This window comes from Luteolibacter luteus, assembly GCF_012913485.1.
In the GTDB taxonomy this organism is placed as follows: domain Bacteria; phylum Verrucomicrobiota; class Verrucomicrobiia; order Verrucomicrobiales; family Akkermansiaceae; genus Haloferula; species Haloferula lutea.
In genome coordinates, this window is the sequence record NZ_CP051774.1 from 5,728,102 (window position 1) to 5,754,175 (window position 26,074).

The following is a 26,074-nucleotide window of genomic DNA, read 5'->3' on the forward strand; positions in this document are numbered from 1 at the left end:
GTCTTCCGGCGATGTCCGATTCCGTGATCCAAGCCGTCAACCTTCACCGGAGCTACCGCATCGGGAAGAAGAGCATCGAGGTCCTTCACGGGATTGACCTGAATATCCGCCGGGGCGAGCGGGTTTTCCTCTGCGGGCCGAGTGGTGCGGGAAAGACAACTCTCCTTTATACCTTGGCCGGTCTGGAGAGACCAGAGCAGGGGAATGTGCACATCGATGGCACGGACCTCTACACCTTGGGGCCGAAAAAGCAGGCTGCCTTCCGGAATGCGAAGATCGGCTACATTTTCCAGAATTACCTTCTGCTACCGGAGCTGACGGCACTCGAAAACGTGTTGGTCCCTGGCGCGATCGGCGGGAAGGACGAAACCGAGGCGGCGATGGCCGCCCTGACGCGCGTGGGGCTGGCAGATCGGGCCGATCACTTGCCCGCGGAGCTTTCCGGTGGCGAGCAGCAACGCGTGGCCATCGCGCGGGCGCTGGTGAATCATCCGCCGGTGTTGTTTGCGGATGAGCCGACCGGGAATCTCGATTCGCGGAACAGCACGGAAGTGATGGATCTTTTGCTGGGACTTGCAGCGGAAAGCGGGACCACCCTGGTGGTGGTGACGCATGACGAACACTTGGCCACAAGAGGGGACCGTACGCTCATCATCAAGGATGGGAGCATCACCGATGCGGCGGCACTCGCGTAGGTTCCATGCTCGGGCTTGAGGGTCGTGCCTGCTAGGGCCGGGATGCGAGTGGCAGGCGATCCAGTGCCTGCGCGCATTCCTGAACGAGGCGCGGGCCTTGATAGATGAAGGCGGAGTAGATCTGCACAAGGCTGGCCCCGGCTTCGATCTTGTCCACCGCATCCTGGGCGCAGGAGATGCCTCCGACGCCGATGATCGGAATCTTGCTCCCGAACTCGGAAGCGAAGGCGCGGATGATTTCCGTGCTGCGCTGCGTCAGAGGTCGGCCGGAGAGGCCGCCGGCTTCATTGGCGCGCGGGTGACCTGCCACGGGGGCTCGATCAAGCGTGGTATTGGTGGCGATGAGTCCATCCAGCCCGCCATCCAGAAACACGCGGGCAAGGGCGCTGACATGTGGTGGATCGAGATCCGGTGCCACCTTGAAGAGCAGAGGCACCTTTTTTCCATATCGCTTGGCGAGGTGCTCCTGCTCTTTCTTGAGCTGGGCCAAAAGGCGGGCCGATGCTTCCTCGCCCTGCAAGTCGCGTAGGCCGGGAGTGTTCGGCGAGGAAAGATTCACCACGATGTAATCCGCCACCGGATAGGCGGCAGTCAGGCAGGCGAGGTAATCGTCCGCAGCGTTCTCGTTCGGCGTATCCTTGTTCTTGCCGATGTTGAAGCCGACGATCCCTTCGAAGTCCTTTGATGCGCGGACATTCGCCACGCCGGCTTCGATACCTGGATTGTTAAAGCCCATCCGGTTGATGATCGCTTCATGCTGGATCAGGCGGAAGAGGCGCGGCTTGGGATTCCCGGCCTGGGGGCGGGGAGTGATCGTGCCGATCTCGACGAAGCCGAAGCCGAGGCGGCCCAGGGCGTCGATGGTATTTCCTTCTTTGTCGAGACCTGCGGCGAGGCCCACGCGGTTCGGGAACTTGAGCCCCATGACCTCGACCGGGGCGACGAAGTCGGGGGCCGGGAAAAGCAGCTTTAGCACGCCGGCGCTCTCCGCAGCCCGCAGTCCGCGCAGGCTCAGGTGGTGGGCGGTCTCTGCATCGAATTGGAAAAGCAGCGAACGGGCGATGTCGTATGCGTCGGGCACGGCCCGAGCGTGAATGCCCGCGCTCCGGCGGCCAATGCAGAAATCTGCCACGAATCGAATCCAAGCGCAGCGGGGAGGGGAGAGGAGGGGATTGATTTCAAAGGATCATCTCCCTATCACATCGGGGAATCCATTGCCGGTCCCGGGCCTTCAAGCATGTCACCCTTCACCAAGCATTACCTCAAGTTCATGGGCATCGCGGCGACGCCTGTCCTGCTCTTTCTGGTTGCGGTGTTTGGCGGCATTCCTCTGCTGTCGCACTACGCGGCCGAGGAGGGCACCTTCTATGCACCGTCTTTTAGCAAGGCGGGTTTCTCCGCCATCAAGGCCGGCGACGGGATCGAAGAAGTTTACCGGCTGGTCGGTGAGCCTCTCTACGTTCTGCTTCCGCAGATGGATGAGCGCGGGCTTCCGATCGGAAACCTCAAGGAGCAGGACGTGAGCTTGAGCCGGGTGAAGGAATTCGATGCCCGGAATCGCGATAAAGGGATCCGCTTGTTCTACTCCGATTTGAAACCCGGCGAGGGGAGCAATTATTACTACTCGGTTTCGATTCGGAGTGATCGGGTCATGGAGGTGAGAAAGGAATACGTCGATTGAGGGCGATGTGATGGTTTTGCATCGATCATCGGTTTCCGCGATGATCCCGCCAATCGAAGCGATTTCGGGCGAGGCCATCTGCCAGGCATGCTCCGCCGCATGTCTTTCCGCCTTCTCCCGAAGCTTCTTCTCCCGGCGTGCGTCATCAGCCTGATGGCCTGCAATGAATACTACACGCCGCCATCGACCTCCCTGCCCATGACACAAGGGCCGTCGGGCGCGCCGCAGGATAACCCGCACGCGCGTCCGACGGTCCGCTTCCCGGCGCGGGTGGCGGTGGCCCGAATCGAGAAATCCGGAGACAGCTTCCATCTTGTGAGCGGTGCCAATGAGGAGGACCCGGCACATGCGGCCAAGGCTGCATCGCTGCCCGGAGTGAGGGCCTTCGTGCCTCTGAACCGTGTCGCCCTTACCGGCAGCGTGAAGTCGTACCGCGAACTGGATCGTGAGGCGCTGAAGATGGGGGCGGATATCCTCGCGGTGTATCGCTATGATACCGATGTGGCGGTGAATGACGCCTTCGAGCCTCTGACCCTCGCGACACTGGGATTCGCACCGACGATCAAGCACGAGACCAGCTCGGTCGTGACCCTCATCGTCCGCGATGCACGCACGGGATATGTGTATGGCGTGTTGGAAGAACGGGCGGATCGCGGAGGCGTGACCACGGGAATGACGCTCTACGGCTCCGAGCGGAACGCGAAGAAATTCACGCGCAAGCAGGCGATGGACCGACTGATGGAAAGGCTTCCGGGCTTCTGGAATGGAATCCTCGCGAAGGGGCGCTAACTGGCGCGGGGGACAGAAGGAGGCTATAACTTCAGCCCCGCCAGCATCGCGCTCAAGTCCGGATCCGCCACGACGTTGTCCAGCCGGGGATCGCGGAGGATGTCTGCATAGCGCTTCTCTTTGGCAAGGGTGCGGAGCTGGGGGTCGTGTTCGATCAGGGCGCGGATCTGCGGTTCCTCCATGACCGCAATGGCCTTCGGCGGCGGCGCTGAGTCGCCCAAGGCGATGAGCTTCGCCAGCGTGACACGGGCATCATCGGAGAGCGGGTCGATCTTCTTGAACCAGTCCTCCGGAATCGCTTTGTCGATGGAGGACTTCAATGCGGCAAAAAAAGTGCTGCGATCTGTCGCGGAATCCCCGTCGGCAAAGTGCTGGATTTCTGCCACCGAGCCGATGCTGCGCAAGAAGGTGGCGCCACCCACCCACAGCACCGAGGTCGGCACGAGGCTGAAAAGCAGCGTCACCACCCAGCGCAGCGGGGAGCGTTGCGCGGTTTCACCGCCTTCGCTGCGGCTGAAGGGCTTCGAGAGGAAGCGCATGATCCAGCGCAAAAGCAGGAGAACCACGATGCCAACGATGGCCGCAGGCACGAAGGACACCCAATGCAAGCTCCCGTCCTGGGTCATCAGCGGCGTGTTCTTCCACGTGAGGTAGGCCGCGAATCCGCTCGCGCAGAGGACTAGCGATCCGAAAAGGATTCTGAAAACTCCTCGCACGATCACCAGCACCGCACAAACTCCCAGGATCAAAAGCGCAGCTGTCCCGAGGCTGAGCTCCGGGAGCGCATTGAGGTCGAGCGCGGCAAGAAGGTCCTTCATCGAATGGCCGGGCCGCCTCTACTATTTCGGAGCAGGGAAGCCGCCGACTTGCCCGCGCTGGCGCAGCAGGTGATCCACGATCACGAGCAGGGCCATCGCTTCCACCATCGGCACGGCGCGCGGAAGCACGCAGGCATCGTGGCGGCCACGCCCGGCGAGCTCGGTGTTCTCACCGGTATTCGTGACGGTTTCCTGCGACATCATGATCGTGGCAGTCGGCTTGAAGGCTACGCGGAAGATGATGTCCTCGCCATTCGAGATTCCACCTTGGATACCACCGGAGCGATTGCTGGTGGTGCGCACCTTGCCATCCACCATGCGGAAAGGATCATTATGCTCGCGGCCTGTGAGCAGCGTGCCGGCGAAGCCGGAGCCGATCTCGAAGCCCTTCGTGGCGGGCAGGGAAAGCATCGCCTTTGCGAGCTCTGCTTCGAGCTTGTCGAAGACCGGTTCGCCGAGGCCGGGCGGGCAATTGCGGATCACGCACTCGACCACGCCTCCGACGGAGTTGCCCTCGCCGCGCACTTCCTTAATGAGATCGATCATCTGTTCGACCATCGCCGGGTCACCGGTGCGCACGATGTTGCTTTCGACATCGGCACTGGTGACCGTGTGCGGGTCCACGCTGGCATTGAGATGGTGGATTGATTTCACCCAGGCCAGCACCTCGATGCCGGGGCAGAGGTGCTGCAAGACCTGCTTCGCGATGGCGGCAGCGGCGACACGGCCGATGGTTTCGCGGGCGGAAGCTCGGCCACCGCCGGAGAGCGCGCGGATGCCATACTTCGCATCGTAGGTATAGTCGGCATGGGACGGGCGGTATTTCACCGCCATCTCCTCATAGGCTCCGGGGCGCTGGTCTTCATTGCGGACAAAGACGGCGATCGGAGTGCCTTGGGTCACGCCATCGACTAGCCCGGAAAGGATCTCCGCCTTGTCCGCCTCCTTGCGCGGGGTGACGATCTCGCTCTGTCCCGGACGGCGGCGATCCAGCTCGAACTGGATGTCTTCGACCGTCAGCGGTACCTTCGGCGGCACCCCGTCAACGATCACGCCGACCCCACCTCCATGGGATTCACCGAAGGTATGGATGCGGAAGGCGTGGCCGAAACTGGATGACATGGGCGGGAGTGTAGAAATGGCAGGCCGCCCGCCAAGTGCGGAAACAACGGCTGATACCTTATTGGTAGTGAACGCTCCAAGGGCAGGGCTCGCCCTTCGGCACGGCGCCCCTAGCCGGGTGGTAGCTCCTCCACCAGCCTGCAGGTCTCTTCCATCCACTTCTTGGGCTCAAAGAGGCGGGAGATCTCGACGGCACGGCGCTTCACCGAGGCGTCGTGGAGGATCTCTGCCAGCGCTCCGGCGATCCGCTTGGCCTTGAACTGATGCGGATGCAGACCTGTGCCTACCCCCAGATCTCGCACACGGCTCAGCGTATCGAGCTGGTCATGGGCCATTGGTTGCACCAGATGCGGGATGCCAGCCTGCAGGGTCTGGGCACAGGTGCCTACGCCTCCATGGTAGGCCAGCGCCGCCGCACGTGGCAGGACTTGGCTGAAGGGCGCATAGGAAAAGTGCCGGATACCTTTTGGCAAATCCTTAGGAATCGTGTTGGTGAAACGGCTCAGAAGAACCCCGCGCTTGCCTAACAACTGCAAGCCTTTCACTGCCTCCGCGAAGAATTCATAGCCGCGGTCCATTGCGCTACCGGGCGTGAAGATGACCGGTGGATCTCCGTCATCAAGGAAGTCGTCGAGTTCCTTCGGCAGATCATTGATCCCGGCCTCATCAAAAAGCGGGAAGCCTGTCAGCCGCGTTTGCTTCGGCCAATCCGGCTGCATGGGGCCGAACCAATCCGGAAAGAGAGCAATGACGCGGTCCGGAGAATGCCAGCCCTGGAGCATGCCGCGCACCGGCGGCAGGCCGTGGTCTTTCCGGAAGCGATTCAGGGTCGGCAGCACGTGGAAATCGACGACCTTTCCCGCGGCCCACCATTGGATAGACTTCATGAAGCGGGGTGCGCCTTGGGGCACGGGCGCACCGTGGAGGATCGGTTGGCGATAGGAGCTGACAAAGAGCGAGGGTGCGAGGTGGACGCTGATGACCGGGATCTTCAGCAGGTCCCGCACGGTGAAGCAGGCCCAGGCAAGCGAGCTGGCGAGGATGAGGGTCTGGCCGGGCAGGTGGAGCTCCTTCGCTGCATCGAGGATCATCTCGTAGGCGGGGTCCACGGCGTTCTTGATCACCGAGGCGAGTGCTTTCCTCGGGTGCCAGAGATGGGGATCGCCCTGAACTCGCTCGAAGTCTTCCACTGTGCCCATCGAGCGGAAGCCGAGCCCGGCGCGGACCACAAGGTTTTCGAAGAAGGCGCTGGTGATGATGAAGACCTCATGACCGCGGGCCTGCAAAGCACGTCCGACTCCGACAAAGGGGTGGACGTCCCCGGCACTGCCCATTGCGTAGATGAGGATCCGCACGCCGGTGGTTGTTGGAGATGACAGGGCGATTGGCAAGAGGGATCGGGGGAGGTGCTACACCCCGCTACCCGGCAGTTCGACCCTGAAGATCGTGCCGCTTCCGTGCTCGCTCTTTACCTCGATCTTCCCGCCGTGTCCTTCGACGATCGTCTTCGTGATCGCCAAGCCGAGGCCGCTGTGGCCGTTCGTCTGGTTGCGGGCGCTATCGGCGCGATAAAATCGGTCGAAGAGACGCGGCAAGTGTTCGGGGTCGATTCCAGGGCCATTGTCACCTACCTCCAGAATACTCCCGCTTCCATTCGCGATGGTCTTCAGCCGCACCACGCCACCGGCGGGCGGGTGGATAAGCGCATTCGAAAGAAGGTTCTGGACGACCATGGCGAGCGAGTGCGGATCACCGCTCACCGGGGCGGGGGATAGCTCGCGCTCGATCTTCGTCGAGTGTTCATCGGCCAGCGGTTGAAGGAGATCCGCCACTCCATTCGCGATCTCCGCGAGGTCGCAGGAAACGTGTGACACCTCCGGGCCTGGCAAGTCCTGGCGTGCAAGCACCAGCAAGGATTCCACCAAGGCCCGCATGCGCTCGGCGGCGGTCCGGCAATTCTGCAGGATTTCCCGATACTGTTCCGGCTCACGTTCGCGCTTCAGGGCGCGCTGAGTCTCGGAAAGAATGATCGTCACCGGGGTGCGCAGCTCATGTGAGGCATCCGCGGTGAAGCGCTTCTGGCGTTCGATGGCGGTGGAGAGCCGGTCGAAGGTGTCATTGAGCACATGGCCCAGACGGTCCAGTTCGTTGTCGGTGCTCGCGATCTCGATGCGTTCGTCGAGATTTCCCGCGGCGATGCGCGAGGCGGTCCGGCCAATGGTATCGATCGGCTTCAGCGCTCGGCCGGTCAGCCACCAGCCTCCGCCAAGGCCCGCGAGCCACACGGCACCACCACCGAGGGTGAGCAGCAAGGTGAAGCGCAGCAGGTCGGATTGCTCAGCGCTGATCTCCCGGCCGATGATCGAACTCATGCCCGAGGAGTTCGTGCGATGATGCTCTCGGTAGTTCTCCCGCAGAATGTAGTGCGTATCGTCCTTGGGAAGCTTTGGTGGCTTCAGGCAGGACGGCGCATTCGCGGAGATGAAAAGCGGGGTGCCATCGCTATCCCAGAAAGCGAGGTAGTTTCCACCGCTGCCTCCTTCAAAGAGCGCGTGCAGCTCCGGCGGGAAGGCGGAGACTTCCCCGGGATCCCGCAGGCGATCACGGATTTCATCGTAGCTCGGCGGCGTGTCTTTCTTCGGCAGGGGCCGTGAAGCGAAGAGGCTGCGGAAGAAGGTGCTCTGGAAATTCCGGATCTCGCGGTCGATCTGGGAAAGCCGATCATTGTCCGCAAGGCGATAGGCCAGCAGGCAGAGGCCCGTGATCAGGCCGAGCAGGATCAGAGCATACCACAGCAGCAGGCGCCAGCGGACCGATTGGAAGAGGCGCTTCATTCGATGCTGTAGCCGTGACCGCGGCGGGTGGAGATGAAGGAGGGCCCTAGCTTCTTCCGGACATTCGAAACGTGCACGTCCAAGAGGTTCGAAAGCGTGTCGTCGTTCTCGTCGAAAAGGTGCTCGTAGAGCTCCGTGCGGCTCACCACGCTGCCGCGGTGCAGGGCGAGATATTCGACCAGACCATACTCGCGCGGGGTGAGGGAAACGACCTCGCCGTCTTTCATCACGAGCTTCGCCGCGGTATCCACCGCGATGCCGCCGAGTTCCAGCAGGTTCGATCCCGCACCGGAACTGCGGCGGATCAGCGCCCGCAAGCGGGCGAGCAGTTCCTCGAAATCGAATGGCTTCGTCAAATAGTCATCCGCGCCCGCATCCAGCCCGCGGATGCGATCCGGCACCGCATCCCGCGCGGTGAGCATCAGTACCGGTGTTGTCTTTTCACGGCGTAGCCGCAGCAGCAACTCCCAGCCATCGAAGCCGGGCAGCATGCCGTCGAGCACGATCGCATCGTAGTCCGAGCCCTTCGCCTTCGCCAATCCCTCCACGCCATCCACCGCGGTATCGACGGCATACATCTCCTCCCTCAGTCCTTCGGAGAGGCTGTGGCGGAGGAGAGGATCGTCTTCGATGACCAGTAAACGCAAAGGGGACGGGTTCGGTTGAGAGTTTGCAGATGAGTTGTTGAGAGTTCGAGGAAGGCGAAAAGAGTGCTCGGGCCGGGATCTGACTCTCACTCTCAACTTCCCGCATCATTCGTGCCTCAGTGCCTCGATCGGATCCAAGCCCGCAGCACGTCTTGCCGGCATGAAGCCGAAGAGAATGCCAATCGCGGCGGAGAAGAGGAAGGCTACCATGTTGATCTTCGGGTCGAAGAGGAAGGGCGCGCCGACCACTTTCGCCAGACTCACGCAGAGACCGTAGGCGAGCGCGATGCCGCAGAGGCCGCCCACACAGGAAAGGGTCACGGCTTCCACCAGGAACTGGAGCATTACCTCCCGCGCCCGGGCACCGATGGCCATGCGGATGCCGATCTCCCGCGTGCGCTCGGTTACGGAAACGAGCATGATGTTCATGATCCCGATACCACCCACCAGCAAGCTGACGCCGGCTACGGCTCCCAGCAGCGAGGTCATGACCTGCGTGCTGGAGCTCACCGCGTCCGCGATCTGTCGGGTATCCGTCACGGAGAAGTTATTCGCCACGCTGCGAGGCAGCTTGCGGCGCTCCCGCATCAGCGAGTTGATGTCCGCGATCACGCCATCGGTCGGATAGCCGTCCTCGGCGGAGATCATGATCTGGTTCACGTTCTGCTTGAACATCTGGCCATTCAGACGCTGCTGCAGCGTGGTGATCGGGATCAGGATATTGTCATCCAAGTCATCGCCCCAGCCGCCCTGGCCCTTCACGGCGGTCACGCCGACCACGGTAACGGCGGTATTCAGCAGGCGGACCCGCTTGCCGATCGGGTCCTCGCCGTTGAAGAGTTCCTTCTTGATGGTCTCGCCGATTACCGCGACCGGAGCCCCTTCGTTCAGCTCCTTCTCATCGAAGAAGCGGCCGGTGCCGACCGCCCAGTTCGCGATCTGGAAGTACTCCGGATAGACGCCTTGGATATCGGTGGTCCGCGCTTCTTCCTGATAGATCGCCTGCACGTTGGTGTTCGACATCGGGGAGATCGCCTTGATGCCCGGCACCTGGTTCCGGATCATGTCCACATCCACGCGGCTGAAGAGCGGCGCGGCGGATGGACCCCAGCCCTGGCCGGGGCGGAGCACCAGCAGGTTGCTCCCGAGATTCGAAATCTGTGCCTTCACCGACTCCGTGGCACCGCGGCCCAGCGTCACCATGGTCACCACCGCCGCGACACCGATCACCACGCCCAGCACGGTGAGGAAGGCGCGCGTGAGGTTCCGGCGGATTTCCCGCAGCGCGATGATAAAGGCATTCCAAAACATCGCGATCATGGCTTCGTCTTGTTCTGGTTGCGGACCGGGCGGTCCTTGTTCAGCACGTCGGAGCCGATCAGGCCGTCGCGGACGTGGACAATGCGTTTGGCGTAGTGCGCCACCTCGTCTTCGTGGGTCACCATCAGGATCGTGATGTTGCGCTCCTCATTCAACCGGCAGAGCAGCTCCATGATCTCCAGCGTGGTCTTGGAATCGAGGTTGCCGGTTGGTTCGTCCGCGAAGAGCGTGCCCGGATTGGTCACGATCGCACGGGCGATGGCGACGCGCTGCTGCTGGCCGCCGGAAAGCTCCGCGGGGGTGTTCCGCTCCTTGTTGCCGAGGCCCACGTTGTGCAGTGCGGTGCGGGCCATCTCGTGGCGCTGCCGCCGGGTGTAGCCACGGTAAAGCAGGGGAAGTTCCACGTTCTCCAGCGCGGAGGTTCGCGCGAGAAGATTGAAGCCTTGGAAGATGAAGCCCAGTGCATGCCGCCGCAGCAGCGAGCGCTGGTCCTTGTTCAGCTCGTTTACCGACACGCCGTCGAAGGAGTAGCGGCCGGTGGTCGGGCTATCCAAGCAGCCGAGCAGGTTCATCAGCGTTGATTTTCCGGAACCGCTGGGCCCCATCACCGCCACGAACTCGCCCTTGTTGATCGTCAGGTCCACACCCTTGAGGGCCTGGAACGCGGCATCGCCACGTCCGTAGGTCTTCGTCAGGGACTGGAGCTCGATGAGGCTTTCCATGCTCAGGTGGTCGCTTGCGGTTTCGCGCTGACGATGATGGACATGCCTTCGGTAAGTCCTTCGCCGCTGACCTCGGTGACGTTGCCATCCGTGATGCCGGTCTTCACCGGGAACTCGACCGGCTTGCCATCCTGCAGCGCCCAGATGCGGGCACCGCGCTTCGGATCCGGGGATCCGGCCGTGCTGCCGCCGCCACCGGGTCCACGGCGCCAACGGCCACCGCCCGGCGACATCTTTTGCACGAGCGTGCGATCGCTGTCGTCTTCCTTCTTGCCGAGCTTTGCGGCGGCTTCGGGGTCGAAGCGCAGCGCGGCATTCGAGACCACGAGGATGCCATCCTTCTTCTCGACGAATATTTCCGCAGTGGCGGTCATGCCCGGGCGAAGGCTCAGGTCATCATTGCTCACGTCCAGTTCAGTGCTGTAGGTCACCACGTTATTCGTGATCACGGAGCCGAAGAGAACCTTCTTCACGGATGCCTTGTAAACGCGCTGGCTCCAGGCGGAGACTTCGAACTCGGCTTCTTGTCCGGCGGCGAGGCGGCCGATTTCGGCTTCACCCACGGCGACGTTCAGCTCCATCTTCCGCAAGTCTTCCCCGATGACGAAAAGCTCGGGCGCGGTGAAGGAAGCAGCCACGGTCTGGCCGACTTCCAGCTTGCGGGTCAGCACGGTGCCATCGACGGGCGAGCGGATGATCGTCTTGCCAAGGTCGCGCTCGATCGACTTGAGATCGGCATCGGCTTGGGCCACGGAAGCTTCCGCGCTTTCCAAATCCGCCACGGAGCGGGCCACGGTGGCCTCCGCGGTTTCCATCTCCGCCTTCGAGGGCGTCTGGCCGCCGCTGAGGCGGTGGAGTTCGACGAGGCGGGCAAGGTTTGCTTCGGATTCCTTCCGTGTGGCTGTCACCTGGCTCACGCGGGCCTTGGCCGCCTGCAGCACGGCGCGGCTACGCTGCGTTTGTGATTCGAGCTTGATGGTGTCCAGCTTCGCGAGCGGCTGGCCTTTCTTCACCAGATCGTTTGTATCGACATAGATCTCCGCCGCGGTGCCGGAGAGCTCCGAACCCACGGTCACCTGGTTGATCGGGGCCAGTGTGCCGGTCGCCGTCACCTTGATCGAGATGTCACCGCGCTCCAGTGGCTCGGTCAGGAAGGTGGGGCCTTCGTGGGTGGTCTTGTTACGGGATTTGTAGTACCAACCGCCGCCGCCGAGGGCGGCCACGCAGAGGGTGATGATAAACCATTTCCGCGCCGGGTGGTCGGCACCGCGGGCCACGATGGTGGCAAGGTCTTCGGAAGTATCAGGCTTGGACATGGATGGATGTGCGAAAGAGGGGAAAGTTCGGTTCAGGACTCGGCCGACCAGCCGCCGCCGAGGGCCTTGTAGAGCTGGACGTGGGCAGCGGTGCGATCCGCGCGGAGGTTGATGAGGGTTTCCTTGATCGCCAGGTCATTCCGCTGGGTGTCGAGGACATTGATGATATCGATCACGCCGGCGCGATAGCGCTGGCTCGCAAGCCGGGAGGCGTCCCTCGAGGCAGCCGCGGCTCTCTCCAGGGTGACGATGCGCTCTTCCGTCTTCCGGCATGCGATCAGTGCGTCTTCTACTTCGGAGAGTGCGGTGATGATGCTGGATTCATAGGAAAGCAGTGCCTGCTCCTCGGACTCACTTTGCGAAGCGATGTTTGCGCGGATGCGACCGGCATTGAAGATCGGGCCGGAGATGCCGGCGACGATACCGCTGGCCATGGACTCGGGATTGAAGAGCTTCGAGCTAGTAAGGGTATCCACCCCGAGGGATCCGCTCAGGCGCAGGCTCGGCAGGCGATCTGCCTCCGCCGATTTGGTGCGGGAAATCGCGGCTACCCAATTGTAGCCCGCAGCGCGGACATCCGGGCGCTGGCGGATGGTATCCGCCGGGATGCCGATCGCGAGGCGACGCTGCGGTGACGGGACATCGCCGCTGCCGATCGTGACATCACCGGGATTCTTTCCGCAGAGCTCCGCGAGGCGATTGCGGGATTGTCCGATGTTTTGCTCAAGCGAGGAGATCTGCGAGCGAGCGGACTCGAGGCTGGACTCGGCCTGACGGAGTTCGAGGGTATCAATCTCACCGGCCTGTGCGCGCCATGTGGCAAGCTGGGTGGTTTCCTCGCGCGTTTTTAGGCTTTCGTGGACCGTCTCGAGACGGGCTTCCAGCGCGCGGAGATCCAGGTAAGCAAGGGCGACTTCGGAGGCGAGCGATGCCTGAGCCGAGTAGAGGTTTTCCTTCGCTGCTTCGACATCGGCTTGGGAAGCGAGTACGGACTCGCGGTTCTTGCCGAAGAAATCGAGTTCCCATGAAGCGCTGAGGCCGGCGGAGTAGGCGGTGCCGGAGCCTGTGCGGGTCCAGTCATCGTAGCGCGCGCTGGTGCTGCGGGAACCGGAGTAGTCCACGGTGGGAAAGAGCGAGGCGCGCTGGGCGTTGCTCTGGGCTTTGGCTTGGCGCACGCGAGACATCGCTGAGGCGATGTCCCTGTTTCCGGCGAGTGCCTCGCGGATCAGACTGCTCATGCGGGCATCACCAAATTGATTCCACCAGCGCGAAAGATCGCTCTGCGGCGAGGCAGTGGGGAAGTCTGCGGCATTCCGCCAGGAAACGGGGAGCGTCACGGACGTCGTCTTTGGCTGCGGTGCCGTGCAGGCAGGCACCAGCGCTACGGTAACAGCAGCTACCGCGACGATCGCGTGACGTGCGAAAATCTTCATGGGCGCACCGTGGCACGCCGAACCTTTAGGGAACATGAAGGGAGTCTACTTCGCACAAAGAGGGGAGCTTTCGGCGAGAGCGTGCCGAGAGGATATGGTTTTATCCCAAAAAGACGCGAAGTTTGAAAGAAGCGGAAGAAGCGCGGCGGGGAAGGAGAAGTAGCCCTCATGCTCCGCTCAGGGGCCTGAGCAGGGTGCCGCCACTCCGATGCGGCTCAATTTGGTCCCGGGTCGAGGTGGCGAAGTTTTTCGGGATTCAGGACCATATAGATGTTCCGGATCTTATCGCCTTCGGTCTCAAACGAGCAGGCACCGTAGACTTCGCCCTTGGTGCGCATGAGGAATCCATTCCGCTCGTTGATGAGCGCTGGGTGCCATTCGGTATCGGCGGGGAGCCGCGGCCAGATTCCGATGAAGAAGCGGCTCACATGATCGGAGCTGATGATCGGGCGACCTGCGGCGCGGACCTTTCCTCCACCATCGCTGTAGACGACGGCGTCCTCCGCGAGCAGTGCGAGCAATTGCTTCACTTCGCCGGTTTCCGCGGCGGCGAGGAATTGCTCGACGAGACGCTGGGCCTGTTCGCTTGGGGGCGGGGGCGCCTTCTTCTCCGCCCGGAGATGGGCTTTGGCGCGGCTGACGATCTGGCGGCAGTTCACCTCGCTCTTGCCGACGATGGCTGCGATGTCCGGGTAATCGTAGCTGAAGACCTCGCGGAGTAGAAAGATGGCGCGTTCCAAGGGTTCCAGAGATTCCAGCATCACCATGAAGGCCATCGTCAGGGAATCGGCCAGTTCCGCGGCTTCATCCGGACCGGGAGTGCTGGAGGCCATGAGCGGCTCCGGCAACCAGATGCCGTAGTAGTCCTCCCGCGCGCGGCGGGCGGAGCGCAATTGATCGATGCAGAGGCGGGTCATGGTGGATACGAGCCACGCCTTTGGCGAGGTGATCGCGGCCTCGTCTTGCTTCTGCCAGCGCAGCCACACTTCCTGTACCATGTCCTGAGCCTCCGAGACGCGGCCAAGCATCCGGTAGGCGATCCCGAAGATGGTCTGGCGGTGGCTATTGAAGGTCTCGAGCATGGGTAGGTTGAGAGGATAGTTCAGAGTCGAGAGTCCGAGGAGGAGCAAAGTTGGAACGCGAGCGCGAGCAGCAGATCGAGATCCAGACCCTCTATTCTCAACATCAGACCCTCAACTTTCCGAAAGCGTCGCGAGCGCCATCGCTGCGGCCATGGCGCTGAAGACGGAGTAGTTCAGCGGTGCCTTGACGCCCAGTGAAAGCACCATGGCGATGGCGAAGGAGAGCAGCAATGCCGTGCTGCCTAGTGCGGCCCACCGGCTTTTCCAGCCGGTGAGCAGCCAGAGGCCGAGCACCACTTCCGCGACCGTAGCCATGATCGCCGCAGCCGGAATGAGGGCTTTCGGGAGTGCGACGAGCAGGACACCGGTGTAGTCAACGAAGGGCTGCCACGCCCCCCAAGCGATGTCCTTACCACCTGGCGGTCCCCAGAGGCCGAAGCGGTCTGCCACGGCGGATAGGAACGCGGTGGCGAGGGCGAGCCGCAAGGTCCAGGCAACAAGAGGGGGCGGTAGCAGGTCCTTCTTCATCGGGGCGGTAGCAGCTTGGCTTAGTGTTTGCCGTTTCCGTCGAGCGGTGTGGAAAGCGGCGCGCCCTTCGGATTGATGACGAAGGCGATGATGATCGTTTCCTTCTCGGTCTCGGTGCTCTTCGCCAGGATATGATGGCTTCCGGCGGGCTCGAAGAAGGTATCACCGGCCTTCAGCTTGAGCAGGGGGCCATCTTTTAACTGAAACTCCAAGCTGCCGCTTTGGACGTAGCCGGTGACCATGCCAGGATGCACGTGCGGCGGGGCGGAGGCCCCAGGCTGGAGAACGATGCGCTTCACGAGGATGTCCTTGTCCGCCTGATCGGGGTGATCACGCTTGAAGATCTCGGTGATGGCGACGGGTTCTTCCTCGGCGGAGACGGGGGCGCTATAGAGGGCCAGGGAGAGGGCGGAGATGAGCACGGTTAATGTAGTTTTCATAGGGACGTGTGTCTGGGATTGAAGGGATCCGAATCACTTGGTAGCGACGGATTGGCGGAACCATTCGTCGAAACGAACCGATCCAAGCCATGCATCCGGGCCCGCGGTGAGCGATTGGTCATCGATCGGGGCACCGAAATAGCCGGCTGAAGGATCGTCGATCACCTCGCGGGTGTCGCCGGTTTCGGCGAGGTGCTTGCGGACCAGGCCGGAAAGACTGAGTTTTTCCGGTCCTGCGATGTCGCGAATGCCATTGAGCGGGTCTGCCACCGCAGCCTCTGCAACGGCGGAGGCGACGTCATCGGCCGCGATCGGTTGGAAGAGCGACGGGGAAAGTCGCACACGGCCGTCGACGGTGGCGGCGTATGCGATCGAGTCCACGAATTCATGGAATTGCGTGGCGCGGATGATGGTGTAAGGAATACCGGATTCCTTGATGAGGTTTTCCTGAACAAGCTTTGCCCGGAAGTAGCCATTCGTCTGAAGCCGGTCGGTGCCGACGACGGAGAGGGCGATATGATGCTGGACTCCCGCGGCTTTTTCCGCAGCGGCGAGGTTCTTCCCGGAGGTGGTGAAGAACTCCATGACGGGATCGTTTTCGAAAGAGGGAGAATTCGAGACGTCGATGACGATCCGTGCTCCCGCGAGGGCGGCATCAAGGCCTTCACCGGTGAGGGCATTGATGCCGCGGGAGGGCGATGCCGCAATGACTTGGTAGCCCCGGGCGGTGAGGATTTTGCCGACCTTGGTTCCGATAAGGCCGGTGCCACCGATGATGACGATTTTGGAGGACAATTGAGTGTTCATCACAAGTTGAGAACGATTTTGGGGTTCCGGGTGTGACACGGAGTGGCAGAAAAAGAGGAATTTCTTTTTCACGGGGAATGGAAGACCGGCCCCTTTATCGCTCCACCCGCTCACGCCACCTCTTGGCTACTGTTCTCCCGGCGATTTTCGGGAACGGCTGATTCCGCGAAACCGGTGAGGCACCCGATCCCACCTCTAAGGAACCTGGAGCGATGCCGCTTCTTGGAAAATACCTCGCGGTGCGGCTTTTGCCGCTCAAGTGCGACTGCCAAGGCGCGCCGCTACCTTTGATCCAGCAACTGCTCCGGGACGTGGGACGGGATTAAAGGGCGCGGATGTCGCGCTGCGCCACCATCACGGCTCCGCCGGAGCGAAGACCATGGCGGTGCGTGCGGGAGTGTAGATGGAGAGAGTGCCGTCCTTCGCGACGTGATAGTCGATCGAGGCATCAACGCGATCCTGACCTCCGAAGAAGGAGGCATCGGTATCCAGCACGAGACGATACTTTCCTTTTCCGGGCACGGGAAACTTGTAGTTCGGGATCGATTGACCGGTAGAAAGATTGAAGACGAAGACGAGGTCGCCCCTCTTTACACAGAGCACCTTGTTCGCAAGATCCAAATTCAGCAGCTCCGCCGGCGGGCAGGCGGGCACTCCGTGTGCCTTGCCGGTTTCGAGCATCGCGCGATCGAAGGCTCCGAGGTAGGCGTATTTTAGCGCGGGATTGTCGGCCAGCGACCATTGGCGGCGGCAGTAGTGGTAGGACCAGGCATTGCCCTCCCGCGGGAAGTCGAGCCATTCGGGGTGGCCGAATTCGTTGCCCATGAAATTCAGCCAGCCCTCGCCACCGAGGGCAAAGGTGATGAGGCGGATGATCTTGTGCAGGGCAATGCCGCGCTCGATGATCGGGTGCGGATCATCCTTCCCCATGTGCCAGTACATGTTCTGGTCCATGAGCCAGAAGGCCAGGGTCTTGTCGCCCACCAGCGCCTGGTCATGGCTTTCCGCATAGGCGATGTTCGCCTCGCCAAGGCGACGGTTGGAGAGAGTGCCCCAGATCTCACCGATGTCCCAGTCCTCATCGCGAGTGTGTTTGAGCAGCTTGATCCAGAAATCGGGGATGCCCATGGCGAGCCGATGGGTAAATCCGACACCACCCTCATTCACGGGCCGGCAGAGTCCGGGTAGACCGGACATGTCCTCGGCCACCAGGATCGCGCCGGGTTTCAACTGTCGTGCCAAGGTGGTGGCGAGCTGGAGATAGAGAATCGCATCGTCATCGGCCTCCGGGCCGAAGTAGCTGGCGTAATTGTCGAATGAGGTGGCTCCGCGATGCCAATAGAGCATGGAGGTCACGCCATCGAAGCGGAAGCCATCGAAGCGGAACTCCTCGATCCAGTGGCGGACATTTGAAAGCAGGAACTGGCGGACCTCCGGCCGACCGTAGTCAAAGACCTTCGAGTCCCATTGCGGATGATCGCCCCGCTCATCGCCATGGAAGTAGAGATTCCCCGATCCATCGAGGTCATTGATCCCTTCCGCGTAATTCTTCACTGCATGCGAGTGGACGATGTCCAGCAGCACCGCGATGCCGAGGCCGTGAGCGGTATCGACGAGATACTTGAGGTCTTCCGGCGTGCCGAAACGGGAGGAGGGAGCGAAGAAAGAGGAGACGTGATAGCCGAAGGAGCCATAGTAGGGATGCTCCTGTACGGCCATGAGCTGCACCACATTGTAGCCCGCGGCAGCAATGCGGGGCAGGGTGGCATTCGCGAATTCGCGGTAAGAGTGCACGCGGCCTTCTTCGCCAGACATGCCCACGTGGGCCTCATAGATGAAGGGGGTCTTGACCGAGGCGGGATCAAAGCTGTTCCGCCACACGTAGGGCCGCTCCGGTTCCCAGATCTGGCCGGAGAAATCATGGCTCTGCGGATCCTGCACGGCCCTGAATATGCAGGCGGGAATGCGGTCCCTCTGCGTGCCATCGGCCCCGGTGATGTGGAGCTTCACCTTTTGGCCATGAGCAAGGCTGCCCGGGGGGAGGCGGAGCTGCCAGACGCCCCCGCGAGCCGGGGCGAGGGGATGGGCACCGCGGTCCCAGAAATTGAAATCCCCGACGAGCGAGACCGCTTTTGCCTTTGGCAGCCATTCGCGGACCATCCAGTGGCCATCCGGTTGCTTGTGGATGCCAGTGAGGCGGTGGCCATTGGCATAGGCGCTGAGGCTCCCGGCTCGACCCTCGATATCGGCCAAGGTGCCCCGATAACGGGCCAGCCTCCTCTTGATGACCTCGGCGTGGGGTTCCAGCCATGGGTCATCGCGGAGGAGTTGCGGCATATCGCTCATCGGCCCCAGCATGAGCGAGGATCGTGCCAGTGGGAAGGGGGAAGGCGGAGAATGACGAATGCGGGATTTTCGACGAAGGATTTGAGAATCGGGGAGAAAGAGGTCGGGAGGCTCGCCCCTTTCCCATCCGCTCAATTCGCTTTCTTCAGCTCTTCCTCGGTCCATGGACGACCGCTGCGATCCTTCGTGGCCGCGCGCTGCGTGGCGGGCACGGAGGGCGTCACCACGCTGGCCTTGTTTGACCATTCGTTGCGGACATAGGTGGCGATGTCCGCGAGCTTCTGGTCGGTGAACATGGGATTGATGCCCAAGGCCGGCATGTCAGTGGAGGGAGTGTATTTTTCCCCTGCCACGGTGATCGGTCCGGTGAGGCCGTGAAGCATGATGTTGATCAGCGTTTCGGGCTTGCCGGTGACCCACTCCGAGCCGTCAAGGGGGGGGCCGAGTTGCTGGACGCCGCTGCCGTCCGGGCCGTGGCAGCTGAAGCAAGCGGCTTCGCCCGCATAAAGAGCCTTGCCCCGGTTCCATGAGGCAAGCTCCTCACCCTCCAGGGAAGGCCCCTGCGTCGTGCCGCCGACGTTGTTTTCGCCTTGGTCGAGCCAAGCGAGGAGTTCCTCGTCGCCCGATTCCACCAGAGGCTTGAACTCGGCTTCATGTCCGTGAAGGCCGGAAATCGCGGCTTCCTTGATAAAGCGCACCTTCGGCTCGCTCTTCAGTAGCTTCGCCAAAGCTCCCAAGGAATCCGCAGTGCCCACCGTGCCCAAGACACGGGCAAGGTAAGGGGCATCTTCCTTCTCAGCAGGCTTCAGCGAGACCAGTCCTGCGCCGAGTTTGGAAAGCTCTCCCGGTTGCAGCGTGGTGCTGGCCCACAGGGCGGAGGCTTGGACTTTGGGATCCCTGTCCTTCAGTGCGGGAACGAGGTTCTCCGCTTTCAGCTCGCCCATCCCTTGCAAGGTCCAGATGGCATGGATGCGTGCGACAGGAGCGCCGTTGGCGGCCAGCTTTGCCAGCAGTGGAATGGTCTGCGGATCCTTCCGCTCCACCAGCACGCGTTGCGCGGTTTCGCGGTGCCAGGAATTCGGGTGCATCAGCATCTTCACCAGGTCGAGGCCCTGTAGTGCGCCGATGTCCACCTTCGGCTCCAATTTGCCTGAAGTACTGCGAATGCGGTAGATGCGGCCGTGGCCATTGCCCGGCTTGTCGAGGCCGCGGGAGAGGTGCTGGTTCCGCAGGTAGGTGGTCTGGAAGGTCTTGTGCTGGATGATGCCATGATACATGTCCAACAGGTAGAGGGAGCCATCCGGAGCGGTGTAGACATTCACCGGGCGGAAGCGCTCGTCGGTGGAGGCGAGGAATTCCTTTTCACCCAGCGGATGGGTGCCGCTTAGCTTGCCATTTTTCTCGGTGATCTTGATGGCCTTCAGCAGGTTGACGGAGGATTCGGTGACGAATCCGGAGCCGTACCAATCCTTGGGGAAATTGGTGCCGCGATATACTGTCAGGCCGGCGGCGGCAGTGCAATTGATCAGCTTGTGAGTCTTCGGATCCAGTGTCTGTTCGCTGTAGCCACGCTCTTTCGTCAGGTAGCCACGATTTACGCCCGGCGTAACGCGGATGGGCCAGGTCCGGTTGTCGCCGAGGCCGTGGTTGTCGTTATACCTCAGCTTCACCGCAGGATTGGCAGTGAGGAGATTCGGCACCAGGCTTTCGCCAAACAGGAAGGTGGAATTGTGATTGTGGTAGAGCCGACCGTAATCATCGCGGGAGATTCCCCACTGGCCGCGGAAGGCGGTGGGCTCGATTTCCCACTTGTCGCCCATGCGCTTGATGCGCTTGTCGGATTTCGCGAGGTAGAGGTAGTTGTCCAAGTTCGGCATCAGGCCGTTCGGCTTGTGCTCGACGTTGCCACCTTGGGCGAAATTCGCGTCCACTGCTTCCGGCTCTCCCACCGCTTTGAGTCCATCGCGCTTCTGCCAATAGAGGCCATGCTCGTCGAGGTAGAGGACGCCATCGCCATAAACGACCACGGCGCGAGGAAGCATGATCTTTTCCAGGAAAATGGTCTGCTTGTCCACCTTGCCATCCCCATCGCTATCCTCCAGCACGCTGATGCGGCCTTGGGGTTCGCTTTCGCCGATGCCATCGATGTCCGGCATGTAGCCGCGCATTTCGCAGACCCACATGCGGCCCGCGGGATCGAAGTCCAAACAGACGGGCTTCTCGACGAGAGGCTCGGTAGCTACCGGCTCGATCACAAAGCCCGGGGCGATTTTGAAGCTCTTCAAGGCGTCCGCGACGGATAGGACAGGAGAGGGCGGGATTTCCTTTTCCGGCACCACCGGCTCCATGTTCTCGTGTTCCTTATTGTCGCCCTGCTGGGCAACAAGCGGTAGGGTACCAAGGGCAAAAGCCAATAGGGTGTGCGGACGCATGGGTTTCCTCGTTACGGTGGCGGTGACGGCAAAGTTTCCTTGGTAGAGCCAAAAAGTCAAAATTTGTATGACAGAAAAACGAAGCTTGGCAGGGCCGGATCTTTTGCCTTCCAGCCGTCGACTTTTCGCCTGACCAGCCTCCTTGAAATCCTTCGGGAGCGGGCCTAGCGTGGGGAGTTATGAGATCGTCCATCTTGCTCATCCCCCTCGTCATGACCGTGGCTTCCTGTGACCGTGAAAACAGTAAGCCCCCGAAAGCCGTGGCCGTTCCGGAGAATGCTATAACTCCGGGAGAAGTGGTGGTGAGCGAGGAGCCGCCTGTTGCCCTTCCGGTGGATGAGGATGAGGTGGTCGACGTGGATGGAGAAGAAGCGCCCGAATTGCCGGATCCTGCGGCGTCCCGCACGCCGGGCGAGCATCTGGACCACGCGCTGCAGAAAACCGGGGAAGGTCTTCAGACCGCGGGTGAGAAGACGCAGGAGGCTGCCATCATTACCGAAGAACGGACCAAGGAAGGGATCCGCACCGCACGCGAGAAGACGGAGACAGGGCTGCGCAAAGCCGCCGATGCCACGGGGAACTTCCTGAAGCGGGCTGGAGAAAAGATCGAAGAGGCCGGAGAAAAAGCGGAGGAATGAGTCCGTCAGCCTCCTTCACATGAGGGATTGGCAAGTCTCTGAAGCATGGCTTCGATAGAGCCGATGGCCATGCATCGCCTTGTTGTCCTCGTTCTCTTATTCTTCGGCATCAATACGCCTTCGGGCGCTGAATCCGCATTGGCCAAGCCACCGGAGAAGGAGTCTTTCGACATCTATCTGCTGATGGGGCAGTCGAATATGGTGGGTCGGGACACCCGAGGACTTTCCGGGCAGGTGGATGAACCTCGGGTCTTGGCCATGGATGGCGAAGGTGCATGGCGCATCGCCCGGGATCCGATCCACATGAAAGATAGCCGTATCGAGCCCGGAGTGGGGCCGGGTATTTCCTTCGCACTCGAAATGCTCAAGGCAAGTCCGGAGCGGAGCATCGGCCTGGTGCCTTGTGCGGTGGGCGGCTCGCCGTTGAAGCGCTGGGTAAAGGGCGGCGACCTCTATGAGAAGGCTCTCGCACGGGCAAAAGCATCGGCAAAGGACGGCGTGATCCGTGGGGTGCTTTGGCTTCAGGGTGAATCAGACACGGAGGATGAGAAGAATGCCGCGAGCTATGAGGCTCGCCTTACTGGCATGTTCAAGGATCTGCGTGCCGATCTCGGGTCGCCGGATCTGCCGATCGTGGTCGGGCAATTGGGTGAGTTCCTTTTGCAGCAGCCGGCCCGCTTCGCCCATGCCGAAACGGTCCGCGCTGCGATCCGGCATATGCCAGAGATGCTGCCAAGGATTGGATATGCGGATTCGGCGGGCTTGGAACACAAGGGCGACCAACTGCATTTCAGTACCGCGGCGGAGAGAGAGTTTGGGCAGCGTTTTGCCCGGGCGATGACGGACTTGCAATCCAAGGTGATAGGGACGTCCTGCGAGCTCTGGCGAGAAGGAAAAATGCCGGGCAAGGGAAGCCGTGAGCCGGAAGGACCGCGCTCTCCGGAGCGCACGGATGCGATCCGCATCACCAATGTCAGCCGTCCGACGCTGACCTTGTTCCAAGCACCGGGGGAGCAGAAAGCACCGGCAGTGATCGTTTGCCCCGGTGGCGGCTATGGCTACGTGGTCCTGGACAAGGAAGGCAGCGAGGTCGCATCTTGGCTGAACTCGAAGGGAATTACCGCGCTGGTGCTCAAGTATCGCGTGCCGAACAACCACATGGGAGCGCTGCAGGACCTCCAGCGAGCCCTCAGGCTGACCCGGGCGAAAGCGGCGGAATGGAGAATCGATCCGGCAAGGGTTGGCGTGATGGGATTCTCCGCGGGCGGTCATCTGGCAGCCTGGGCAAGCACGCGGTTTGGAGAGCCCGCTTATGAGCGGGTCGATGAGGTGGATGGACAAAATTGTCGTCCGGATTTTGCGATGCTGATTTATCCTGCATACCTCGACGACAAGCAGGGTGGCGTTTCACCGGATTTGGATCTGAAGGCGGAAATTCCGCCGACGCTGATCGTTCACAATGAAGACGACAGCAGTTTCATCACGGGCTCCAAGATCTACCACGAGGCTCTGGTGGCGGCGAAAAAGCCGCATGAATTCCTCCTTTATGCCAACGGCGGCCATGGCTACGCGCTGCGGTGCACCGGTGAAGCGAAGGCCTGGCCGGAGGCGGCCAGCGTTTGGCTGGCGAAACAGGGTGTGAAACCCTAGGCCGCAGATTGTCATACGCGGGATATCGTGTAGGGACCGGCCGCACCTTCGAGTATCGGTGTCGACGACTCATCGACATGAAAATTTTTCTCCGAAACTCTCCAATCCTCCTCGGGGGGCTGCTTGCAGCCCTATCCCTTTGTCCGATCGCCGGTGTCTCTGCAGCCGATTCCCAGACTCCGGCCAGCTCGGAGGTAACGGAAGCGATGAAGCCATGGGTGGATCAGCACAAGATCGCAGGCATCATCGGCATCATGGCCGACCGGGATGGCACGGTGCGCTACCGGAATTTGATCGGCTACGCGGATGTGGAGGCAAAGAAGCCGATCAGCGAGGACAATGTCTTTTGGGTTGCCTCCATGACGAAGATGTTTGCGGGAGCTTCAATCATGATGCTTTCCGACGAGGGCAAGGTGAGCCTCGATGATCCTGTGACGAAGTTCATCCCGCAGCTTGGCAAGTGGATGGTGACCGCGGAGAAAGACGCGGATCACATTTTACTCAAGCCTCTGGAGCGCCCTGTGACGATCCGTCATTTGCTGAGCCATACGAGTGGCCTCACCGGCCTCTCCGAATTCCAGCAGGAAGTCGCCGCCGATGGCGCATCGCTCCAAGCCCGTGCTCTGAGTTCGGTGACGGGGCCGCTGCAATGGCAACCGGGCGAGAAGTATCAATACGGCAATCAGGGCATGAACCTGGCCGCGCGGGTCGTTGAGATCGTCAGCGGGATGAGCTATGAGGACTTCCTGCAGCAGCGCTTCTTCGATCCACTGGGCATGAAGGAGACCACTTTCTGGCCGAGTGAGGCACAGATCGCACGCTTGGCCGGCGCGTATGGTCCGAACAAGGACAAGAGCGGCTATGCCAAAGGCGATATCACTTTCCTGAAGAAGCCGTATAACGACCGCGTCCATCGCTTCCCGGAAGCAGGTGGCGGCTTGTTCTCCACGGTACATGATATCCTGCGCTACGGCACAATGCTCGCGAACAATGGCGAACTGGAGGGCAAGCGTTACCTCTCGCCCGCGGCCATGGACGAGTTGCGGAAAGAGCAGACCGGAAAGACCAAGGTGAACTACAGCCTTGGCTATCACCTACGGAATGGAATGTTCGGTCACGATGGAGCCTACGGCACCGATCTTTCGGTGGATCCGAAGTCAGGTCTCATCGCTATTTTCATGGTGCAGTGCACCAGCGGGGATCAATGGACCGCGCGGGACCGCTTCCTTGAGGTGGCACGCGAGGTCTACGCGAAGAAGGCGCAGTAGCGCTTGAAACGCGAATTCCGTTGTAGGGAAATACCTCACAATGGATTCAGGGTGGCACGCGCGAGCCGCGTGCCTAGGGGTGGGGAATGCGAATTTCCGGATTCCCTCGTTTCCCTGATTTCCGGGTGACCTCCCTTCTACTGCTCTGTGGTGCGAGTGCTTTCGCTTCGGCGGAAGTTTCTCCGCGTTTCGAACTGGTCCCAGCCTATCCGAATCTCACCTTCGACGACAACGCTTCCGCTGCCGCGGTGATACCCGATGGCAGCGGACGTGTGGCGGTGGCGCTGCAACGTGGACAGATCCGCCTCTTGTCCGAGGATCGCGACGCATCGTCCGCTCCGATGTTCCTTGATCTGCGGGACAAGCTTCGTGAGGAGACCGAGTTTGAGGAAGGTCTGCATGGCATCGCCTTCCACCCGCAGTTCAAGAAGAACGGCCGCTTCTATGTGTGCTATACGCAGCGCGGACCACGACGGACGGTCCTGAGCGAATTCATGATCTCACGGGATGCTGTCCAAGCGGATCGCCGCTCGGAGCGGGTACTTCTCGAGTATCCGCACCCGCTGGGCAATCATTGGGGCGGAGGTATTGTGTTCGGACGCGATGGGTATCTCTATCTGGGCATCGGGGATGGCGGCCTGCGCGATGACCCGTACCGCCTTGGGCAGAACCTGTGGTCGCTCCATGGAAAAATCCTGCGCCTTGATGTGGACCGCCGGAGTGAAGGATTGGCCTATGGTATCCCGGCGGATAATCCTTTTACGGACAAGCAGGAGATCCGCCCGGAGATCTGGGCGATTGGTTTCCGCAATCCTTGGGGCATGTCCTTTGATCGTAAGACGGGTACCCTGTGGACCGGCGATGTCGGGCAGGAGACCTGGGAAGAAGTCAATCTAGTGAAGCGCGGGGCGAACTATGGATGGAGCGAGATGGAAGGTCCGGAACGCCTGGCTTCGCGCGCGTCGTCGCCGACAGACGAGGATGCCTTCGTGAAGCCGATTCATGCGTATGGCCGTGAAAGCGGGATCAGTGTCACCGGCGGCTTTGTCTATCGAGGCAGCCGCTTGCCGTCGCTGGAGGGGCAGTACCTCTTTGGCGATTGGGGCATGGGACGCCTTTGGTCGCTCAAGTGGGATCGCCAGGCTGAGACCGAGGAGTCCTCATTGCTCTATGAAAGGCCTGTGGACGGCGAGGGCTTCAACCCGACCGTCATCGCTCCGGATGCAGGTGGGGAGCCACTGTTCTTCTCCCACTACCCTTCGATGATCTTCACCCTGAGGGAGCCGGAGCGGCTGGCGAGCACGGTGCCGGATGACGAGCAGATCGACGAGGTGATCCCGGAGCCGGAGGTGGTGCCGATCCCTCCGGATGATTCCCCGGAGGACCCCGATACCTCGTCCACGCAAGGCTTCGTCGCGGAGCGGATGTTGGCCTGCGCCCCCTACTCGAATAGGTAGCCGGGGGAATCGCCTTGCGGGCGAGGAAGGAACTCCGCTTCCATGAGGC

At 61.5% G+C, this 26,074-nt stretch carries 23 protein-coding genes; 7 read left to right on the forward strand and 16 right to left on the reverse strand.

What is annotated here, in order from left to right; all coding sequences use genetic code 11:
• Nucleotides 1–11: 11 nt before the first annotated feature.
• Nucleotides 12–695 (forward strand): ABC transporter ATP-binding protein, encoded by a 684-nt coding sequence (locus tag HHL09_RS23680; RefSeq protein ID WP_205760920.1) that lies wholly within the window; start codon nt 12–14, stop codon nt 693–695.
• 31 nt (nt 696–726) lie between these two features.
• Here the strand turns inward: HHL09_RS23680 and HHL09_RS23685 are convergent, their stop codons facing one another.
• On the reverse strand, nt 727–1,776 hold the full coding sequence (locus HHL09_RS23685; RefSeq protein WP_169457144.1) for a quinone-dependent dihydroorotate dehydrogenase: 1,050 nt from the start codon (nt 1,774–1,776) through the stop codon (nt 727–729).
• A 156-nt stretch (nt 1,777–1,932) separates the two neighbouring features.
• On the opposite strand from HHL09_RS23685, the gene HHL09_RS23690 reads away from it, so the two are divergent.
• Nucleotides 1,933–2,376: a hypothetical protein gene (locus HHL09_RS23690; RefSeq protein ID WP_169457145.1), complete on the forward strand. Its 444-nt coding sequence runs from the start codon at nt 1,933–1,935 to the stop codon at nt 2,374–2,376.
• Nucleotides 2,377–2,475: 99 nt separating this feature from the next.
• Nucleotides 2,476–3,165: a hypothetical protein gene (locus tag HHL09_RS23695; protein ID WP_169457146.1), complete on the forward strand. Its 690-nt coding sequence runs from the start codon at nt 2,476–2,478 to the stop codon at nt 3,163–3,165.
• A gap of 23 nt (nt 3,166–3,188) precedes the next feature.
• Here the strand turns inward: HHL09_RS23695 and HHL09_RS23700 are convergent, their stop codons facing one another.
• From HHL09_RS23700 to HHL09_RS23770, 15 genes are all read right to left on the reverse strand, one after another.
• Nucleotides 3,189–3,983, reverse strand: a complete 795-nt coding sequence (locus HHL09_RS23700) for a CvpA family protein (RefSeq protein WP_169457147.1) — start codon at nt 3,981–3,983, stop codon at nt 3,189–3,191.
• A gap of 21 nt (nt 3,984–4,004) precedes the next feature.
• Nucleotides 4,005–5,105, reverse strand: coding sequence for a chorismate synthase (gene aroC / locus HHL09_RS23705; RefSeq protein ID WP_169457148.1), 1,101 nt, complete (start codon nt 5,103–5,105; stop codon nt 4,005–4,007).
• Between the two features lie 110 nt (nt 5,106–5,215).
• Nucleotides 5,216–6,460, reverse strand: a complete 1,245-nt coding sequence (locus tag HHL09_RS23710; RefSeq protein WP_169457149.1) for a glycosyltransferase — start codon at nt 6,458–6,460, stop codon at nt 5,216–5,218.
• Between the two features lie 54 nt (nt 6,461–6,514).
• Nucleotides 6,515–7,939 carry a sensor histidine kinase gene (locus tag HHL09_RS23715; RefSeq protein ID WP_169457150.1) on the reverse strand — a complete coding sequence of 475 codons (1,425 nt, stop codon included), beginning with the start codon at nt 7,937–7,939 and terminating at the stop codon, nt 6,515–6,517.
• Nucleotides 7,936–8,586, reverse strand: coding sequence for a response regulator transcription factor (locus HHL09_RS23720; protein ID WP_169457151.1), 651 nt, complete (start codon nt 8,584–8,586; stop codon nt 7,936–7,938). Before HHL09_RS23720 ends, HHL09_RS23715 begins: the two co-directional genes overlap by 4 nt.
• Nucleotides 8,587–8,691: 105 nt before the next feature.
• Nucleotides 8,692–9,906, reverse strand: coding sequence for an ABC transporter permease (locus HHL09_RS23725; RefSeq protein ID WP_240963694.1), 1,215 nt, complete (start codon nt 9,904–9,906; stop codon nt 8,692–8,694).
• On the reverse strand, nt 9,903–10,634 hold the full coding sequence (locus HHL09_RS23730; protein WP_169457850.1) for an ABC transporter ATP-binding protein: 732 nt from the start codon (nt 10,632–10,634) through the stop codon (nt 9,903–9,905). The genes HHL09_RS23725 and HHL09_RS23730 overlap by 4 nt, the downstream gene beginning before the upstream one ends.
• Nucleotides 10,631–11,944 carry an efflux RND transporter periplasmic adaptor subunit gene (locus HHL09_RS23735; RefSeq protein ID WP_169457152.1) on the reverse strand — a complete coding sequence of 438 codons (1,314 nt, stop codon included), beginning with the start codon at nt 11,942–11,944 and terminating at the stop codon, nt 10,631–10,633. Before HHL09_RS23735 ends, HHL09_RS23730 begins: the two co-directional genes overlap by 4 nt.
• A 32-nt stretch (nt 11,945–11,976) precedes the next feature.
• Nucleotides 11,977–13,377: an efflux transporter outer membrane subunit gene (locus HHL09_RS23740; protein WP_169457153.1), complete on the reverse strand. Its 1,401-nt coding sequence runs from the start codon at nt 13,375–13,377 to the stop codon at nt 11,977–11,979.
• 215 nt (nt 13,378–13,592) lie between these two features.
• Nucleotides 13,593–14,459, reverse strand: coding sequence for an RNA polymerase sigma-70 factor (locus HHL09_RS23745; RefSeq protein WP_169457154.1), 867 nt, complete (start codon nt 14,457–14,459; stop codon nt 13,593–13,595).
• Between the two features lie 111 nt (nt 14,460–14,570).
• Nucleotides 14,571–14,987, reverse strand: a complete 417-nt coding sequence (locus HHL09_RS23750; protein WP_169457155.1) for a DoxX family protein — start codon at nt 14,985–14,987, stop codon at nt 14,571–14,573.
• Nucleotides 14,988–15,007: 20 nt separating this feature from the next.
• Nucleotides 15,008–15,427, reverse strand: a complete 420-nt coding sequence (locus tag HHL09_RS23755; protein WP_169457156.1) for a cupin domain-containing protein — start codon at nt 15,425–15,427, stop codon at nt 15,008–15,010.
• A gap of 33 nt (nt 15,428–15,460) precedes the next feature.
• Nucleotides 15,461–16,234 (reverse strand): SDR family oxidoreductase, encoded by a 774-nt coding sequence (locus HHL09_RS23760; RefSeq protein WP_169457157.1) that lies wholly within the window; start codon nt 16,232–16,234, stop codon nt 15,461–15,463.
• 354 nt (nt 16,235–16,588) lie between these two features.
• The gene (locus tag HHL09_RS23765; RefSeq protein WP_169457158.1) at nt 16,589–18,580 is read right to left on the reverse strand and encodes an alpha amylase C-terminal domain-containing protein; all 1,992 of its coding nucleotides are present in this window, start codon (nt 18,578–18,580) and stop codon (nt 16,589–16,591) included.
• 131 nt (nt 18,581–18,711) lie between these two features.
• Entirely contained in the window at nt 18,712–21,012 is a 2,301-nt protein-coding gene (locus tag HHL09_RS23770) for a DUF7133 domain-containing protein (RefSeq protein WP_169457159.1), read from the reverse strand.
• A gap of 179 nt (nt 21,013–21,191) precedes the next feature.
• On the opposite strand from HHL09_RS23770, the gene HHL09_RS23775 reads away from it, so the two are divergent.
• The 4 genes from HHL09_RS23775 (at nt 21,192) to HHL09_RS23790 (ending at nt 26,025) form a co-directional block, all read left to right on the forward strand.
• Nucleotides 21,192–21,650, forward strand: a complete 459-nt coding sequence (locus tag HHL09_RS23775) for a hypothetical protein (RefSeq protein ID WP_169457160.1) — start codon at nt 21,192–21,194, stop codon at nt 21,648–21,650.
• A 45-nt stretch (nt 21,651–21,695) separates the two neighbouring features.
• A complete protein-coding gene (locus HHL09_RS23780; protein ID WP_169457161.1) occupies nt 21,696–23,300 on the forward strand; it encodes a sialate O-acetylesterase in 1,605 nt (534 codons plus the stop codon).
• Nucleotides 23,301–23,377: 77 nt separating this feature from the next.
• Nucleotides 23,378–24,568: a serine hydrolase domain-containing protein gene (locus HHL09_RS23785; RefSeq protein ID WP_169457162.1), complete on the forward strand. Its 1,191-nt coding sequence runs from the start codon at nt 23,378–23,380 to the stop codon at nt 24,566–24,568.
• 125 nt (nt 24,569–24,693) lie between these two features.
• Complete coding sequence (locus HHL09_RS23790) at nt 24,694–26,025, forward strand: PQQ-dependent sugar dehydrogenase (protein ID WP_169457163.1); 1,332 nt, start codon at nt 24,694–24,696, stop codon at nt 26,023–26,025.
• Nucleotides 26,026–26,074 lie beyond the last annotated feature (49 nt).

Bases quoted from the DNA above. Each gene is read 5' to 3' on its own strand.
- HHL09_RS23735 (WP_169457152.1), bottom strand. From the start codon at position 11,944: ATGTCCAAGCCTGATACTTCCGAAGACCTTGCCACCATCGTGGCCCGC.
- HHL09_RS23760 (WP_169457157.1), bottom strand. From the start codon at position 16,234: ATGAACACTCAATTGTCCTCCAAAATCGTCATCATCGGTGGCACCGGC.
- HHL09_RS23700 (WP_169457147.1), bottom strand. From the start codon at position 3,983: ATGAAGGACCTTCTTGCCGCGCTCGACCTCAATGCGCTCCCGGAGCTC.
- HHL09_RS23740 (WP_169457153.1), bottom strand. From the start codon at position 13,377: ATGAAGATTTTCGCACGTCACGCGATCGTCGCGGTAGCTGCTGTTACC.
- HHL09_RS23775 (WP_169457160.1), top strand. From the start codon at position 21,192: ATGAGATCGTCCATCTTGCTCATCCCCCTCGTCATGACCGTGGCTTCC.
- HHL09_RS23695 (WP_169457146.1), top strand. From the start codon at position 2,476: ATGTCTTTCCGCCTTCTCCCGAAGCTTCTTCTCCCGGCGTGCGTCATC.
- HHL09_RS23715 (WP_169457150.1), bottom strand. From the start codon at position 7,939: ATGAAGCGCCTCTTCCAATCGGTCCGCTGGCGCCTGCTGCTGTGGTAT.
- HHL09_RS23745 (WP_169457154.1), bottom strand. From the start codon at position 14,459: ATGCTCGAGACCTTCAATAGCCACCGCCAGACCATCTTCGGGATCGCC.
- HHL09_RS23785 (WP_169457162.1), top strand. From the start codon at position 23,378: ATGAAAATTTTTCTCCGAAACTCTCCAATCCTCCTCGGGGGGCTGCTT.
- HHL09_RS23690 (WP_169457145.1), top strand. From the start codon at position 1,933: ATGTCACCCTTCACCAAGCATTACCTCAAGTTCATGGGCATCGCGGCG.
- HHL09_RS23770 (WP_169457159.1), bottom strand. From the start codon at position 21,012: ATGCGTCCGCACACCCTATTGGCTTTTGCCCTTGGTACCCTACCGCTT.
- HHL09_RS23725 (WP_240963694.1), bottom strand. From the start codon at position 9,906: ATGATCGCGATGTTTTGGAATGCCTTTATCATCGCGCTGCGGGAAATC.
- aroC (WP_169457148.1), bottom strand. From the start codon at position 5,105: ATGTCATCCAGTTTCGGCCACGCCTTCCGCATCCATACCTTCGGTGAA.
- HHL09_RS23750 (WP_169457155.1), bottom strand. From the start codon at position 14,987: ATGAAGAAGGACCTGCTACCGCCCCCTCTTGTTGCCTGGACCTTGCGG.
- HHL09_RS23680 (WP_205760920.1), top strand. From the start codon at position 12: ATGTCCGATTCCGTGATCCAAGCCGTCAACCTTCACCGGAGCTACCGC.
- HHL09_RS23755 (WP_169457156.1), bottom strand. From the start codon at position 15,427: ATGAAAACTACATTAACCGTGCTCATCTCCGCCCTCTCCCTGGCCCTC.
- HHL09_RS23780 (WP_169457161.1), top strand. From the start codon at position 21,696: ATGGCTTCGATAGAGCCGATGGCCATGCATCGCCTTGTTGTCCTCGTT.
- HHL09_RS23765 (WP_169457158.1), bottom strand. From the start codon at position 18,580: ATGAGCGATATGCCGCAACTCCTCCGCGATGACCCATGGCTGGAACCC.